This window comes from Pseudomonas sp. PA-5-4B (assembly GCF_021606215.1).
GTDB lineage: Bacteria > Pseudomonadota > Gammaproteobacteria > Pseudomonadales > Pseudomonadaceae > Aquipseudomonas > Aquipseudomonas edaphica.
The window spans coordinates 36,082-48,718 of sequence record NZ_WKDB01000008.1 but is presented as its reverse complement, the minus strand read 5'-3'; the positions used below and the strand labels follow the sequence as shown (position 1 = coordinate 48,718).

The 12,637-nt window shown below is 61.0% G+C and carries 11 protein-coding genes; 5 read left to right on the top strand and 6 right to left on the bottom strand.

Annotated features, from left to right (window positions below):
* Positions 1-3: 3 nt before the first annotated feature.
* The 3 genes from GIW28_RS06250 to GIW28_RS06240 all read right to left on the bottom strand — a co-directional run bounded on the left by GIW28_RS06250 (position 4) and on the right by GIW28_RS06240 (position 2,275).
* Positions 4-963 (bottom strand): YbgA family protein, encoded by a 960-nt coding sequence (locus GIW28_RS06250; RefSeq protein WP_236445812.1) that lies wholly within the window; start codon positions 961-963, stop codon positions 4-6.
* A gap of 113 nt (positions 964-1,076) precedes the next feature.
* Entirely contained in the window at positions 1,077-1,292 is a 216-nt protein-coding gene (locus GIW28_RS06245; RefSeq protein ID WP_017137622.1) for a TIGR02450 family Trp-rich protein, read from the bottom strand.
* Entirely contained in the window at positions 1,289-2,275 is a 987-nt protein-coding gene (locus GIW28_RS06240) for an NAD(P)/FAD-dependent oxidoreductase (protein ID WP_017137621.1), read from the bottom strand. Before GIW28_RS06240 ends, GIW28_RS06245 begins: the two co-directional genes overlap by 4 nt.
* 238 nt (positions 2,276-2,513) lie before the next feature.
* Between GIW28_RS06240 and GIW28_RS06235 the strand changes: the two genes are divergently transcribed.
* Both GIW28_RS06235 and hemH read left to right on the top strand, forming a co-directional pair.
* Positions 2,514-3,413, top strand: coding sequence for a TIGR01777 family oxidoreductase (locus GIW28_RS06235; protein WP_017137620.1), 900 nt, complete (start codon positions 2,514-2,516; stop codon positions 3,411-3,413).
* A 14-nt stretch (positions 3,414-3,427) separates the two neighbouring features.
* A complete protein-coding gene (hemH, locus tag GIW28_RS06230; RefSeq protein WP_138451169.1) occupies positions 3,428-4,453 on the top strand; it encodes a ferrochelatase in 1,026 nt (341 codons plus the stop codon).
* Positions 4,454-4,585: 132 nt separating this feature from the next.
* Here the strand turns inward: hemH and GIW28_RS06225 are convergent, their stop codons facing one another.
* From GIW28_RS06225 to algW, 3 genes are all read right to left on the bottom strand, one after another.
* Positions 4,586-5,305 (bottom strand): DUF4198 domain-containing protein, encoded by a 720-nt coding sequence (locus tag GIW28_RS06225; RefSeq protein ID WP_017137618.1) that lies wholly within the window; start codon positions 5,303-5,305, stop codon positions 4,586-4,588.
* 11 nt (positions 5,306-5,316) lie between these two features.
* A complete protein-coding gene (locus GIW28_RS06220) occupies positions 5,317-7,416 on the bottom strand; it encodes a TonB-dependent siderophore receptor (RefSeq protein WP_176991537.1) in 2,100 nt (699 codons plus the stop codon).
* 108 nt (positions 7,417-7,524) lie between these two features.
* The gene (gene algW / locus GIW28_RS06215) at positions 7,525-8,679 is read right to left on the bottom strand and encodes a Do family serine endopeptidase AlgW (protein ID WP_017137616.1); all 1,155 of its coding nucleotides are present in this window, start codon (positions 8,677-8,679) and stop codon (positions 7,525-7,527) included.
* A gap of 102 nt (positions 8,680-8,781) precedes the next feature.
* On the opposite strand from algW, the gene GIW28_RS06210 reads away from it, so the two are divergent.
* The 3 genes from GIW28_RS06210 (at position 8,782) to cysN (ending at position 12,610) form a co-directional block, all read left to right on the top strand.
* Entirely contained in the window at positions 8,782-9,540 is a 759-nt protein-coding gene (locus GIW28_RS06210) for a Nif3-like dinuclear metal center hexameric protein (protein ID WP_236445822.1), read from the top strand.
* A gap of 240 nt (positions 9,541-9,780) precedes the next feature.
* Positions 9,781-10,698, top strand: a complete 918-nt coding sequence (gene cysD / locus GIW28_RS06205; RefSeq protein WP_017137614.1) for a sulfate adenylyltransferase subunit CysD — start codon at positions 9,781-9,783, stop codon at positions 10,696-10,698.
* A 13-nt stretch (positions 10,699-10,711) separates the two neighbouring features.
* A complete protein-coding gene (cysN, locus tag GIW28_RS06200) occupies positions 10,712-12,610 on the top strand; it encodes a sulfate adenylyltransferase subunit CysN (protein ID WP_017137613.1) in 1,899 nt (632 codons plus the stop codon).
* Positions 12,611-12,637 lie beyond the last annotated feature (27 nt).

The window sequence follows — 12,637 nt, the reverse complement described above, 5'->3', positions numbered from 1 at the left end:
GGTCTAGATCGCATTACGCAGGCTGAGGTTTTCCGGGTGCGGCTGCAGGTACGCCTGCTGCGCGATGTAGCGGTCCGGGTGTTGGCGAAAGTGATGTTTGAGCAAGGTCAGCGGCACTACCAGCGGCACGATGCCGGTGCGGTATTGGCCGATGACGGTTTGCATTTCCTGCTTGTCATCGGCGCTGATGGCTTGTTTGAGGTAGCCGCTGATGTGTTGCAGCACATTGGTGTGGGTGCCGCGTGTGGCGCACTTTTTCAGGCCGGTCATCAACTCGCTGAAATAGCCGGCGGCCAGTTCATCCAGGTTGATGCTCTTGCCCATGCTGCCCAGCAGGTGGCCAAGGCTTTTGTAATGCACAGGGCTGTGGGCCATCAGCAGGTATTTGTAGCGCGCGTGGAACGCCAACAGGCGGTGACGGGTGATGCCCTCAGCCAGCAATTCTTGCCAGCTGGCGTACACGAACACGCGGGTGAGGAAGTTCTCGCGCAGCACCGGGTCATTCAACCGGCCGTCTTCTTCTACCGGCAGGTTGGGGTGGCGTGCGCAAAACGCCTGGGCATAAATGCCGCGCCCGCCGCCATCAACGGGCGTGCCGTTGTCGCGGTAGACCTTGACCCGCTCCAGCCCGCACGACGGCGACTTCTGCATGAAGATGTAGCCGCACAGGTCTGTGTGTTCCACAGCCATCTGCTGGCCGTAAGCATCCAATGGCTGCGTCACATTGAGGTCACGGTGCACGGTGCCGACCGCCTGCGGGTGGGCAGGGTCGCCCACCAGGCGAATCGGTTCGCGGGGGATGCCCATGCCGATCGCCACTTCGGGGCACAACGGCACGAAGTCGAAATAGTCGGCGAGCGTTTGGCTGCACAGCAGGGATTGTTTGTGTCCGCCGTTAAAGCGCACGTTCTCGCCGAGCAGGCAGGCACTGATGGCGATCTTCGGTTTTGCGCTGCTGGACATGCTCAACCCTCTGCGAAATTCCTATACAGATTTATAACTCTGTACAATTAAATCTCATCATAGGTTTGATGCTGTACAAGTCAAATTGTTTGTATAAGTATTTTCAGCGCCCGCTATTTCCAACCCATGCGCCAGTCTTCGGCATTTTGCAGGGTTTGCCACGGGAGGCGTTCGGCGCGGCGGGTCATGACCGCTTGCAGCTCGATTTCGAGCACGGTGCCTTCGTCATCACGGAACAGTTCGGTGACGAGGAAGTGTTTTTCCTTGTTGCGCGGGCGTGCTGCTGTCCACTTCGACAACAGCAATTTCGTCGGGTTGAGGCGGTTCATTGCAGGTGTTCGATCAGGCGGCGTGCGGCCTCCTGGCCGCTGAGCCACGCGCCTTCGACCCGCCCGGACAGGCACCAGTCACCACACACATACAAGCCCAGGTCGGCGTCGGCCAGCACGCCAAATTCATGCCGCTCCGACGGCCTGGCGTAAAGCCAGCGATGGGCCAGGCTAAAGGACGGTGCGGGCATGGCGCTGTGCAGCAGTTCGGCGAAGGCGCCGTGCAGGTGTTCGATCACCGCCTCTTTGGGCAAGTCGAGATTGGCCTTGCTCCAGGCGCTGGTGGCATGCAACACCCAGGTGTCGAGGGTGGCGTCACGCCCGGGTTTACTGCGGTTGCGCGCCAGCCAGTCGAGCGGGCTGTCTTGCACAAAGCAGCCTTGCATCGGCGTATCCAGCGGCGTGTCAAAGGCCAGCGCGACGGCCCAGGTGGGGTCCATCTTCACCCCGGCGGCGGCACTTGCAAGCTTGGGCGCAGCGGCCAGCAGGGCGGTGGCCTGGGGCGCCGGCGTGGCAATGACTACGTGGCTGAACGGGCCATGATTGCCGCCGTCGGCGTCCAGCAGGTTCCAGTGCTGCTTGCCTTGGAACACTTCGGTGATGCGGCAACCGAACTCAACCGGCAAGTCGTCAAGCAGTGCGCGGGTAATGGCGCTCATGCGCGGCGTGCCGACCCAGCGGATCTGCTCGTCGGGGGAGGGCGTGAGCTGGCCGGACTTGAAGTTGTACAGCTGCGGTTTCCACTGTTCGGCCCAGCCGTTGCTTTGCCAGCGCTGTACTTCGTTGACGAAGCGCCGGTCGCGGGCCGTGAAGTATTGTGCGCCCATGTCCAACGCGCCGGCATCGCTGCGCTTGCTGGACATGCGGCCACCACTGCCACGGCTTTTATCGAAGAGTTGTACAACGTGCCCCGCGTCTCGTAACGCTCGGGCGGCGGAAAGACCGGCGATGCCGGTGCCGATGATCGCGATGGGAACAGTCATTGGGGGCCTCGTTTTACCTTTGGGTACAGACTACGCCGACACCCATAGCTGTACAATATTGTTTTTTGGTATAAGTTTTGGCGTACCTGTTCTAACGGCGTGACCTAAGGTTAAGGGTGAGGGGTTAAGAAGGAGGCCTGAACCGGCCTCTGAAACCAACGTAACGCCCACTTACAAAAGATCCATGCTTATAAAATAGACTAGCGATGGGCGGCAAACGTTACATGAGGAGAAACCCATGCATATTTTGCTGACCGGCGGTACGGGCTTGATCGGTCGCCAACTCTGTCTGCACTGGCTTGCCCAAGGGCATCGCCTGACCGTGTGGAGCCGCGAGCCGGATACCGTGGCCAAATGGTGCGGTGCCGAGGTGCTCGGTGTTGGCCGCTTGCAAGACGTGATCGGCACGGTGGATGCGGTGGTCAACCTGGCGGGCGCGCCGATTGCCGATCGCCCATGGACCAAAAAGCGCAAGGCATTGCTGTGGAGCAGCCGCATCGGCCACACCGAAACCTTGCTGGCTTGGATGCAAGGCCTGGCGCAAAAGCCGGCGGTGTTGATTTCCGGCTCTGCAGTAGGCTGGTATGGCGACGGCGGCGAGCGCGAACTGACCGAAGCCAGTGGCCCGGTGCAGGATGATTTCCCCAGCCAACTGTGCATCGCCTGGGAAGAAACCGCGTTGCGCGCCGAAGCCTTCGGCACCCGCGTGGTGCTGGTGCGCACTGGCCTGGTGTTGGCGGCCAAGGGCGGCTTTTTGTCGCGCCTGCTGCTGCCGTTCAAACTGGGGCTGGGCGGGCCGATCGGCAATGGTCGGCAGTGGATGCCGTGGGTCCATATCAAAGATCAAATCGCCCTGATTGATTTTCTTCTGCACAACGGCGACACCAGTGGTCCTTATAATGCCTGCGCGCCACACCCGGTACGTAATCGCGAGTTTGCCAACACCTTGGGCCAGGTGCTGCACCGCCCAGCGTTCATGCCGATGCCGGCGTTTGCCTTGAAGGTCGGCCTGGGCGAGTTGTCCGGGTTGTTGCTGGGCGGGCAGAAGGCCGTCCCCGAACGGTTGCTGGCCGCCGGTTTCACTTTTCAGTTCACTGAGTTGCACGCGGCACTGGAAGACTTGTCCAGCCGCCTCTAGCCATAGGATGTTGCATGACGGATCACGCGTTGTTACTGGTCAACCTGGGTTCACCGGCGTCCACTTCGGTGGCCGATGTGCGCAGCTACCTTAATCAGTTCCTGATGGACCCTTATGTGATCGACCTGCCGTGGCCGGTGCGGCGCTTGCTGGTGTCGCTGATCCTGATCAAGCGCCCTGAGCAATCGGCGCATGCCTACGCCTCGATCTGGTGGGAAGAGGGTTCGCCGCTTGTGGTCCTGAGCCGTCGCTTACAAGCGCAAATGACCCAGCAGTGGACACACGGCCCGGTGGAGCTGGCGATGCGCTACGGCGAGCCGTCGCTTGAAACCACCCTCACGCGCCTCGCGGCTCAAGGCATTCAAAAAGTCACCCTGGCGCCGTTGTATCCGCAGTTCGCTGACAGCACCGTGACCACGGTGATCGAAGAAGCCAAGCGTGTGGTCCGCGACAAGAAGCTCAACGTGCAGTTTTCTATCTTGCAGCCGTTCTACGATCAGCCGGAATACCTCGACGCCTTGGTCGCCAGCGCCCGGCCGTACGTGGCACAGGAATTCGATCACTTGTTGCTGAGCTTCCATGGGTTGCCTGAGCGCCATCTGAAAAAACTCGACCCCACAGGCCAGCATTGCTTCAAGGATGCTGACTGCTGCAAGAACGCTTCGCCCGAGGTGCTTGCCACCTGCTACCGCGCCCAGTGCTTCAGCGTGGCGCGCGACTTTGCCGCGCGCATGGGCTTGCCGGAGGGCAAGTGGTCGGTGGCGTTCCAGTCACGGCTGGGCCGTGCCAAGTGGATCGAACCCTACACCGAGGCCCGCCTGGAGACCTTGGCCCAGCAAGGCGTGAAAAAGCTGCTGGTGATGTGTCCGGCGTTTGTAGCGGACTGCATTGAGACGCTGGAAGAGATTGGTGATCGCGGGCTGGAGCAGTTCCGCGAGGCAGGGGGCGAGGAGTTGGTGTTGGTGCCGTGCTTGAACGATGAGCCGCAGTGGGCGGTGGCGCTCAATACGCTGTGCGAGCGGGCGCCAGTAGCGCTGTAGTCCGAGTGTCGAAACGATAGAGATCAACTGTGGGAGCCGGGCTTGCCCGCGATGGCGGTTTGTCAGTCGACATATTGGGTGACTGATAGGCCGCCATCGCGGGCAAGCCCGCTCCCACAGTGTTTTCAGGGTTTATTCGTGGTGCGGTTCACCGAGGAAGGTCAACGAAGTAAACAGCCCGCGGGTGGCCACGTCGGCGTTGTCCTTGAGCGGAATCTCCACCTGCGCGGCAATCACATTCAACCCTTCATTACGCACCAGCACCTGGGCGCGGCCGTCCTTGTCGGTCTCAGTGCTCAAGGTGTTCGGCGCATTGCGATAATCGCCCACCAGCTTGATCCCCGCCGCCGGTTTGCCGTCCAGCAGCACCCGCACCGGCAGTGACTTGCCTGGCCCTACGGTCAGCGGGTCGACTTCCGGCAGGATCAGCAGCTTGATCTGATCCAGTTTGGGCAGCTTCGCCCCCGGCTGGTAAATCGCCAGGCTGTACTTGAAGGTCTGGGTCGACTCAATCGCGCCTGGCACTTGGCTACGGCCCTGGTTGATCCACTTCTTGTCCGGCGTCTGCGACCACATCCCGTTATCCAACGCCACGGCTAAAACGGCGGGCGATTTGAGTGGCTTGAGGCGTGCGTGGTCGGCCAGGCGCTCCACGGTGACCGGGATCATTTTGCCGCTGGCGTCATACGCCCAGGCGCCGCTGATTTTTTGCGCCTTGAAGGCATTGTCTTCGGCGCCGTGGCCGTAGATCACTTCGATATTGCCGCGTCGTTGTTCGGTCCACAGGCCGTGGGCGGAGACTTGGCTGGCAAACAGCAGGCCGATCACGGCCAGGGATTTGAAGGCTTGCATGGGGCATCCTTTTACAGGTTAAGGGTCAGGCTGACGGTGAAGTTGCGCGGCTCGCCGGGAGTGACCCAGTAATTGCTGTAGGAGCGCTCGTAGTACTTTTCGTCGAATAGGTTGTTGAGGTTCAGGCCCACCGTGACGCTATCGCTGGCCTTGTAATGCGCCAGCAGGTCGACGGTGTGGTAGGCGGGCAGTTCGAACTGGCTGCCGGCCTCGCCGGAGCGATCACCGACGTAGGTGAACGCCGCGCCCAGGTCCGAGCCGCGCAGCGCGCCATTCTGGAATTCATACACACCCAGCAGACTGCCGCTGCGCTTGGCTACGCCCAGAATCCGGCTGCCGGTGGGGATGGATTTGTCGCCCTTGGTCACTTCGGCGTCGATATAGGCAAAGGCGCCGATCACGCGTACCGCGTCCGTCACTTGCCCGCTCAGTTGCAGGTCAAAGCCCTGGCTGCGCGCCTTGCCTATGGCGCGGCTGTTGTTGAGGGTGGCCGGGTCCTGGGTCAGAACATTTTCTTTTTCGATATGGAAGGCGGCGAGCGTGGTGCTCAAACGGTCGTCGAACAGCTCGCTCTTGATCCCCACTTCATAGCCCACGCCTTCTTCGGGCTTGAAGGATTTGCCGCCGGCATCCACACCGTTGTTGGGTTTGAACGAGGTTGACGCGTTGGCGAACACCCCGACTTGCGGCGTTAGCTGATAGAGCAGACCGGCGCGTTGAGTCAGGGCGTCGTGGGTATGCCGGCTCTTGGCGTGGTTGCGGGTGAAGTCGTCGGTGCGTTGTTCGACATGCTCGAAGCGCGCACCGAGCATGCCGCGCAGGCGGTCGGTGAAGATGATCTGGTCTTGCAGGTTCAGCGCCTGGCTTTTCGTCTGTTCGAAGACGTCGGTGCCGGTGCGTGCGCCGTTGGGTTTGGTCTGGCCGTAGATCGGGTTATAGATGTCGATGGGGTAGAGGCTGCCGGCAACCGCCGACACGCGTTCCTTCTTGCGGTAGTCCTCGTATTCGCCGCCGATCAACAGTTCGTGCTGCCAACTGCCGATGTCGAACTGGCCGCGCAGTTCCAGCTGGGTGATGCTGTCGTGCCAACCGGTGGAGCGTTCGCGCAGGCGGCGGTTAACGGTATGGCCGTTGGCATTCAGCGCACGACTTTCCGAGGCGTCACCCCACAGGCTGCCCTGTTTGTAGTGGCTGGCCAGGCGCAGTTTCCAGGCGTCATTAAGGTGATGTTCCAACGCGGCCTGGATGCGATTGTTGTGGTTGCGGATATTGCCGTCGTTGGGTTCGCCGAGGAAGGTCGAGCGGGACATGCCATGGTTGGCGACGATGCCCCGGTCGAAGGTGGAGCTGTGGCGCACGAACTCGCTTTCTACGAGAAGGCTGGTGTCGGGGTCCAACTGCCAACTGAATGATGGCGCGACGAACACGCGCTGGGCGTCGACGTGATCGCGGAAGCTGTGGTTGTCTTCCACGGCCAGGTTGACCCGCGACAGCACGCGGCCTTCGCTGTCCAGCGGCGTGTTCACATCCAGTGCGGTGCGATAGCGGTCCCAGCTGCCGGCACTGGTTTGCACGGTGGTAAAGGCTTCGGGCTGCGGCTTCTTGGTGACAATGTTCACGGTGCCGCCCGGATCGCCACGGCCGTACAGGCTGGCTGCGGGACCTTTGAGCACTTCAATGCGCTCGATGTTGGCCGCGTCCGGGGTGCTCGGGTAGCCACGGTTGGCGCTGAAACCGTCCTGGTAGAACTCCGACGTGGTGAAGCCGCGCACGCTGTACTCGTAAAGCGTCAGGCCGCCGAAGTTGTTTTGCTTGGACACGCCGCCGGCAAACTCCAGAGCACGTTCCACGCTGGTGCTGCCCAGGTCCTCGAGCACCGTGGCAGGAATCACGCTGATTGATTGTGGGATGTCGCGCAGATCGGTGTCAGTTTTGGTCGCGCTGGCGGAACGGGTGGCGCGGTAGCCTTTGACGGGGCCGGTGGCGGATTCATAGGCGTCGGAGGTGACGCTGATGGTGTCCAGTTCGACAGTGTTGTCATCGGCGTAGGCGGGGTCCAGCAGCAAACCCAAGGCCAGGCCAGCAACGGGGGCGAATCTTTGAGACGGCATGATAGAGCGTTCCAATAGCGATATTGAAACAATATAACATGACCATTGAGAATGGATTTCTTTTGAAATATTCGGTAACAGGAGCCCGCGAACGGGCTCCCGTAGCCGTTATTCCTCTTCTTTCACCGGGGCGGGTGGCGGGCGCAGGCCGATCTCTGCCGACAGCTTGATCTCTTTGCCGTTGCGCATTACCAGGATCGACACCTTATCGGTCGGCTTGATCCGCGCCACCTGGTTCATCGACTTGCGGCCATCACCGGCCGGTTCCCCGTCGATGCTCAGGATCACATCGCCCAACTGCAGGCCGGCTTTCTGCGCCGGGCCGTCGCGGAAGATCCCGGCCACCACGATGCCCGGGCGCCCGGTCAAGCCGAACGACTCGGCCAGTTCCTTGGTCAACGGCTGTACTTCGATGCCCAGCCAGCCACGGATTACCTGGCCGTGCTCGATGATCGACTTCATCACTTCCATTGCCAGCTTCACCGGGATCGCAAAGCCGATGCCCTGGGAACCGCCGGACTTGGAGAAAATCGCCGTGTTGATACCGGTCAGGTTGCCATTGGCATCCACCAATGCGCCGCCAGAGTTCCCCGGATTGATCGCCGCGTCAGTCTGGATAAAGTCTTCGTAGCTGTTGAGCCCCAACTGGTTACGCCCGGTGGCGCTGATGATGCCCATGGTCACGGTCTGGCCGACGCCGAACGGGTTGCCGATGGCCAGCGCGACATCACCGACGCGCAGCCCTTCGGAGCGGCCGATGGTGATCGAGGGCAGGCTCTTGAGGTCGATCTTCAGCACCGCAAGGTCGGTTTCCGGGTCGCTGCCGACCACGCGGGCCAGGGTTTCACGGCCGTCGCGCAGGGCCACCACAATCTGGTCGGCGCCGGTGGTCACGTGGTTGTTGGTGAGGATGTAACCTTCCGGGCTCATGATCACCCCGGAACCGAGGCTGGATTCCATCCGGCGCTGCTTGGGTCCGTTGTCGCCGAAATAGCGGCGAAACTGCGGGTCTTCAAACAACGGATGCGCCGGTTTATTGATGACCTTGGTGGTGTACAGGTTGACCACTGCAGGCGCGGCGATGACCACCGCGTCGGCGTAGGTGACCGGGCCTTGCACCACCGAGCTGCTTTGTGGGGCCTGTTGCAGGTTCACATCAAGGCTGGGTAAGCCCACCCATTGGGGATAACGCTGAATAATCAGCATCGCGATCAGCACGCCAGCCAACAATGGCCATCCAAAAAAACGCAGTGCCTTGAGCATCAAGTAAGTCCTGACAGGTTGCAGGGGGCGGGATAGCGCCCATAATGTCGCGCATTATACGAGGCTGCGAGCGCCTCGGAACGGGATATTTAGGAGTCTTTTATGGCTGTCCCCCTTAGCACCCTGGTCGAGGAAGCGGACCGCTACCTTGGCAGCGCAAAAATTGCCGATTATTGCCCCAATGGCTTGCAGGTCGAGGGGCGCCCGCAGGTGATGCGCATTGTCAGCGGCGTCACGGCCAGCCAAGCGTTGCTGGACGCCGCCGTCGAAGCCCAGGCCGACCTGGTGCTGGTGCACCACGGTTATTTCTGGAAAGGCGAAAACCCGTGCATTACCGGCATGAAGCAGCGCCGCCTGAAAACCCTGCTCAAGCACGACATCAGCCTGCTGGCCTACCACCTGCCGCTGGACCTGCACCCGGAAGTGGGCAACAACGTGCAACTCGCCCGTCAGCTGGATATCACCGTCGAAGGCCCGCTGGACCCCAGCAACCCGAAAATCGTCGGCCTGGTCGGCTCCCTGGCCGAACCCTTGTCGCCGCGTGATTTTGCCCGACGCGTGCAGGATGTAATGGGTTGCGAGCCACTGTTGATCGAAGGCAGCGAGATGATCCGCCGGTTGGGTTGGTGCACCGGCGGCGGCCAAGGCTACATTGATGATGCTATTGCCGCAGGCGTTGACTTGTATCTGAGCGGCGAAGCGTCCGAGCAGACCTTCCACAGCGCGCGGGAAAACGACATCAGCTTTATTGCTGCGGGCCATCACGCTACTGAGCGTTATGGCGTGCAGGCACTGGGTGACTATCTGGCACGGCGTTTCGCGCTGGAACATCTGTTCATCGATTGCCCCAACCCAATCTAAGGAACACCAAGGCTCAAATGTGGGAGCTGGCTTGCCTGCGATTGCATCACCTCGGTTTGCCTGAATGACTGAGGTGCCTGTAGAGCAGACAAGCCAGCTACCACAAGCCAAACTGAGGGGCATATTCATATACCGTTTCGATCTAGCTGGCTCCCTGAATAGAAGAAGGTGCTGTGCTAGCATGCCCCGCTCGAACACGGCCCGCTGGCCGTCCATAAGATCGTTTTTCCGTGAGTAGCCATGGTCGACAAACTGACGCATCTGAAACAGCTGGAGGCGGAAAGCATCCACATCATCCGCGAGGTCGCCGCCGAGTTCGACAACCCGGTGATGCTCTACTCGATCGGTAAAGACTCCGCCGTGATGCTGCATCTGGCGCGCAAGGCCTTCTTCCCGGGCAAATTGCCGTTCCCGGTGATGCACGTCGACACCCGCTGGAAATTCCAGGAGATGTACAAGTTCCGCGACAAAATGGTCGAAGAACTGGGCCTGGACCTGATCACCCACGTCAACCCTGATGGTGTGGCGCAGGGCATCAACCCGTTCACCCACGGCAGCGCCAAGCACACCGACATCATGAAGACCGAAGGCCTCAAGCAGGCCTTGGACAAGCATGGTTTCGACGCAGCCTTCGGCGGTGCCCGTCGCGATGAAGAGAAGTCCCGCGCCAAAGAGCGTGTGTACTCGTTCCGTGACAGCAAACACCGCTGGGACCCGAAGAACCAGCGCCCGGAGCTGTGGAACGTCTACAACGGCAACGTCAACAAAGGCGAGTCGATCCGTGTGTTCCCGCTGTCCAACTGGACCGAGCTGGACATCTGGCAGTACATCTACCTCGAAGGCATCCCGATTGTGCCGCTGTACTTCGCCGCCGAGCGCGACGTGATCGAGAAGAACGGCACGTTGATCATGATCGACGACGACCGCATCCTCGAGCACTTGTCCGACGAAGACAAAGCCCGAATCGTCAAAAAGAAAGTACGTTTCCGTACCCTTGGCTGCTACCCGTTGACGGGCGCGGTGGAGTCCGAAGCCGAGACGCTGACGGACATCATTCAGGAAATGCTCCTGACGCGAACTTCCGAGCGCCAGGGCCGGGTCATCGACCACGATGGCGCAGGCTCGATGGAAGATAAAAAACGTCAGGGTTATTTCTAAGGGGCTGTCACCAATGTCGCATCAATCTGATTTGATCAGCGAGGACATCCTCGCCTACCTGGGCCAGCACGAGCGCAAAGAGATGTTGCGCTTCCTGACCTGCGGCAACGTCGACGACGGCAAGAGCACCCTGATCGGGCGCCTGCTGCACGACTCCAAGATGATCTACGAAGATCACCTGGAAGCCATTACCCGTGATTCGAAAAAATCCGGCACCACGGGCGATGATATCGACCTGGCCTTGCTGGTTGACGGCCTGCAGGCCGAGCGTGAACAGGGCATCACCATTGATGTTGCCTACCGCTACTTCTCCACCGCCAAGCGCAAATTCATCATCGCCGATACCCCCGGCCATGAGCAGTACACCCGCAACATGGCCACCGGTGCGTCCACCTGTGACCTGGCGATCATTCTGATCGACGCCCGCTACGGCGTGCAGACCCAGACCCGCCGCCACAGCTATATCGCCTCGTTACTGGGCATCAAGCACATCGTGATTGCCGTCAACAAGATGGACATCAATGGCTTTGACCAAAGCGTGTTCGAGTCGATCAAGGCCGATTACCTGAAGTTTGCCGAGGGCATTGCGTTCAAGCCGAGCACCATGGCGTTTGTACCGATGTCGGCGCTCAAGGGCGACAACGTGGTGAACAAGAGCGAGCGCTCGCCCTGGTACACCGGCCAGTCGCTGATGGAGATCCTCGAAACCGTCGAGATCGCCAACGACCGCAACTACACCGACCTGCGTTTCCCGGTGCAGTACGTCAATCGTCCGAACCTGAACTTCCGTGGTTTCGCCGGCACCCTCGCCAGCGGCATCGTGCACAAGGGCGATGAAGTCGTGGTGCTGCCGTCGGGCAAGAGCAGCCGCGTCAAATCCATCGTCACCTTCGAGGGTGAGCTGGAACACGCAGGCCCAGGCCAGGCCGTGACCCTGACCATGGAAGACGAGATCGACATCTCCCGTGGCGACCTGTTGGTGCATGCCGACAACGTGCCGCAAGTCACCGACGCTTTCGACGCCATGCTGGTCTGGATGGCCGAAGAGCCGATGCTGCCGGGCAAGAAATATGACATCAAGCGCGCCACCAGCTACGTGCCGGGTTCGATCACCAGCATCGTGCACCGCGTGGACGTGAACACCCTGGCCGAAGGCCCTGCAAGTTCGCTGCAACTGAACGAGATTGGCCGGGTCAAGGTCAGCCTCGACGCCGCCATTGCGTTGGATGGCTATGACAGCAACCGCACCACCGGTGCGTTTATCGTCATCGACCGTTTGACCAACGGTACTGTGGCTGCGGGCATGATTATTGCGCCGCCGGTGGGCCATGGTGGCGCTGCGCAACACGGCCGCCTTGCTCATGTAGCCACCGAAGAGCGCGCCCAACGCTTCGGCCAGCAACCGGCTACCGTGTTGTTCAGCGGCCTGTCCGGCGCCGGCAAAAGCACCTTGGCCTACGCGGTTGAGCGCAAGCTGTTTGACATGGGCCGTGCGGTATTCGTACTGGATGGCCAGAACCTGCGCCGCGACTTGAACAAGGGCTTGCCGCAGGACCGCGTCGGGCGTACCGAAAACTGGCGCCGTGCTGCTCACGTGGCGCGTCAGTTCAACGAAGCCGGCCTGCTGACCCTGGCCGCGTTTGTTGCCCCGGATGCCGAAGGCCGTGAACAGGCCAAGGCGTTAATCGGCAGCGACCGCTTGCTCACCGTCTACGTGCAGGCCTCGCCGCTGGTGTGCGCCGAGCGTGACCCGCAAGGCCTGTACGCGGCGGGCGGGGACAACATCCCAGGCGAGTCCTTCCCGTACGACGTGCCGTTGAATGCCGACTTGGTGATCGACACCCAGGCCACGTCGCTGGAAGACAGCGTCAAGCAAGTGCTGGAGCTGTTGCGCCAGCGCGGCGCGATCTAAACCTCGCCGCCACAAAAAAGCCCGCCA

Coding starts and splice junctions, on each gene's coding strand:
- GIW28_RS06250 (WP_236445812.1), bottom strand. CDS start 963: ATGTCCAGCAGCGCAAAACCGAAGATCGCCATCAGTGCCTGCCTGCTC.
- GIW28_RS06245 (WP_017137622.1), bottom strand. CDS start 1,292: ATGAACCGCCTCAACCCGACGAAATTGCTGTTGTCGAAGTGGACAGCA.
- GIW28_RS06240 (WP_017137621.1), bottom strand. CDS start 2,275: ATGACTGTTCCCATCGCGATCATCGGCACCGGCATCGCCGGTCTTTCC.
- GIW28_RS06235 (WP_017137620.1), top strand. CDS start 2,514: ATGCATATTTTGCTGACCGGCGGTACGGGCTTGATCGGTCGCCAACTC.
- hemH (WP_138451169.1), top strand. CDS start 3,428: ATGACGGATCACGCGTTGTTACTGGTCAACCTGGGTTCACCGGCGTCC.
- GIW28_RS06225 (WP_017137618.1), bottom strand. CDS start 5,305: ATGCAAGCCTTCAAATCCCTGGCCGTGATCGGCCTGCTGTTTGCCAGC.
- GIW28_RS06220 (WP_176991537.1), bottom strand. CDS start 7,416: ATGCCGTCTCAAAGATTCGCCCCCGTTGCTGGCCTGGCCTTGGGTTTG.
- algW (WP_017137616.1), bottom strand. CDS start 8,679: ATGCTCAAGGCACTGCGTTTTTTTGGATGGCCATTGTTGGCTGGCGTG.
- GIW28_RS06210 (WP_236445822.1), top strand. CDS start 8,782: ATGGCTGTCCCCCTTAGCACCCTGGTCGAGGAAGCGGACCGCTACCTT.
- cysD (WP_017137614.1), top strand. CDS start 9,781: ATGGTCGACAAACTGACGCATCTGAAACAGCTGGAGGCGGAAAGCATC.
- cysN (WP_017137613.1), top strand. CDS start 10,712: ATGTCGCATCAATCTGATTTGATCAGCGAGGACATCCTCGCCTACCTG.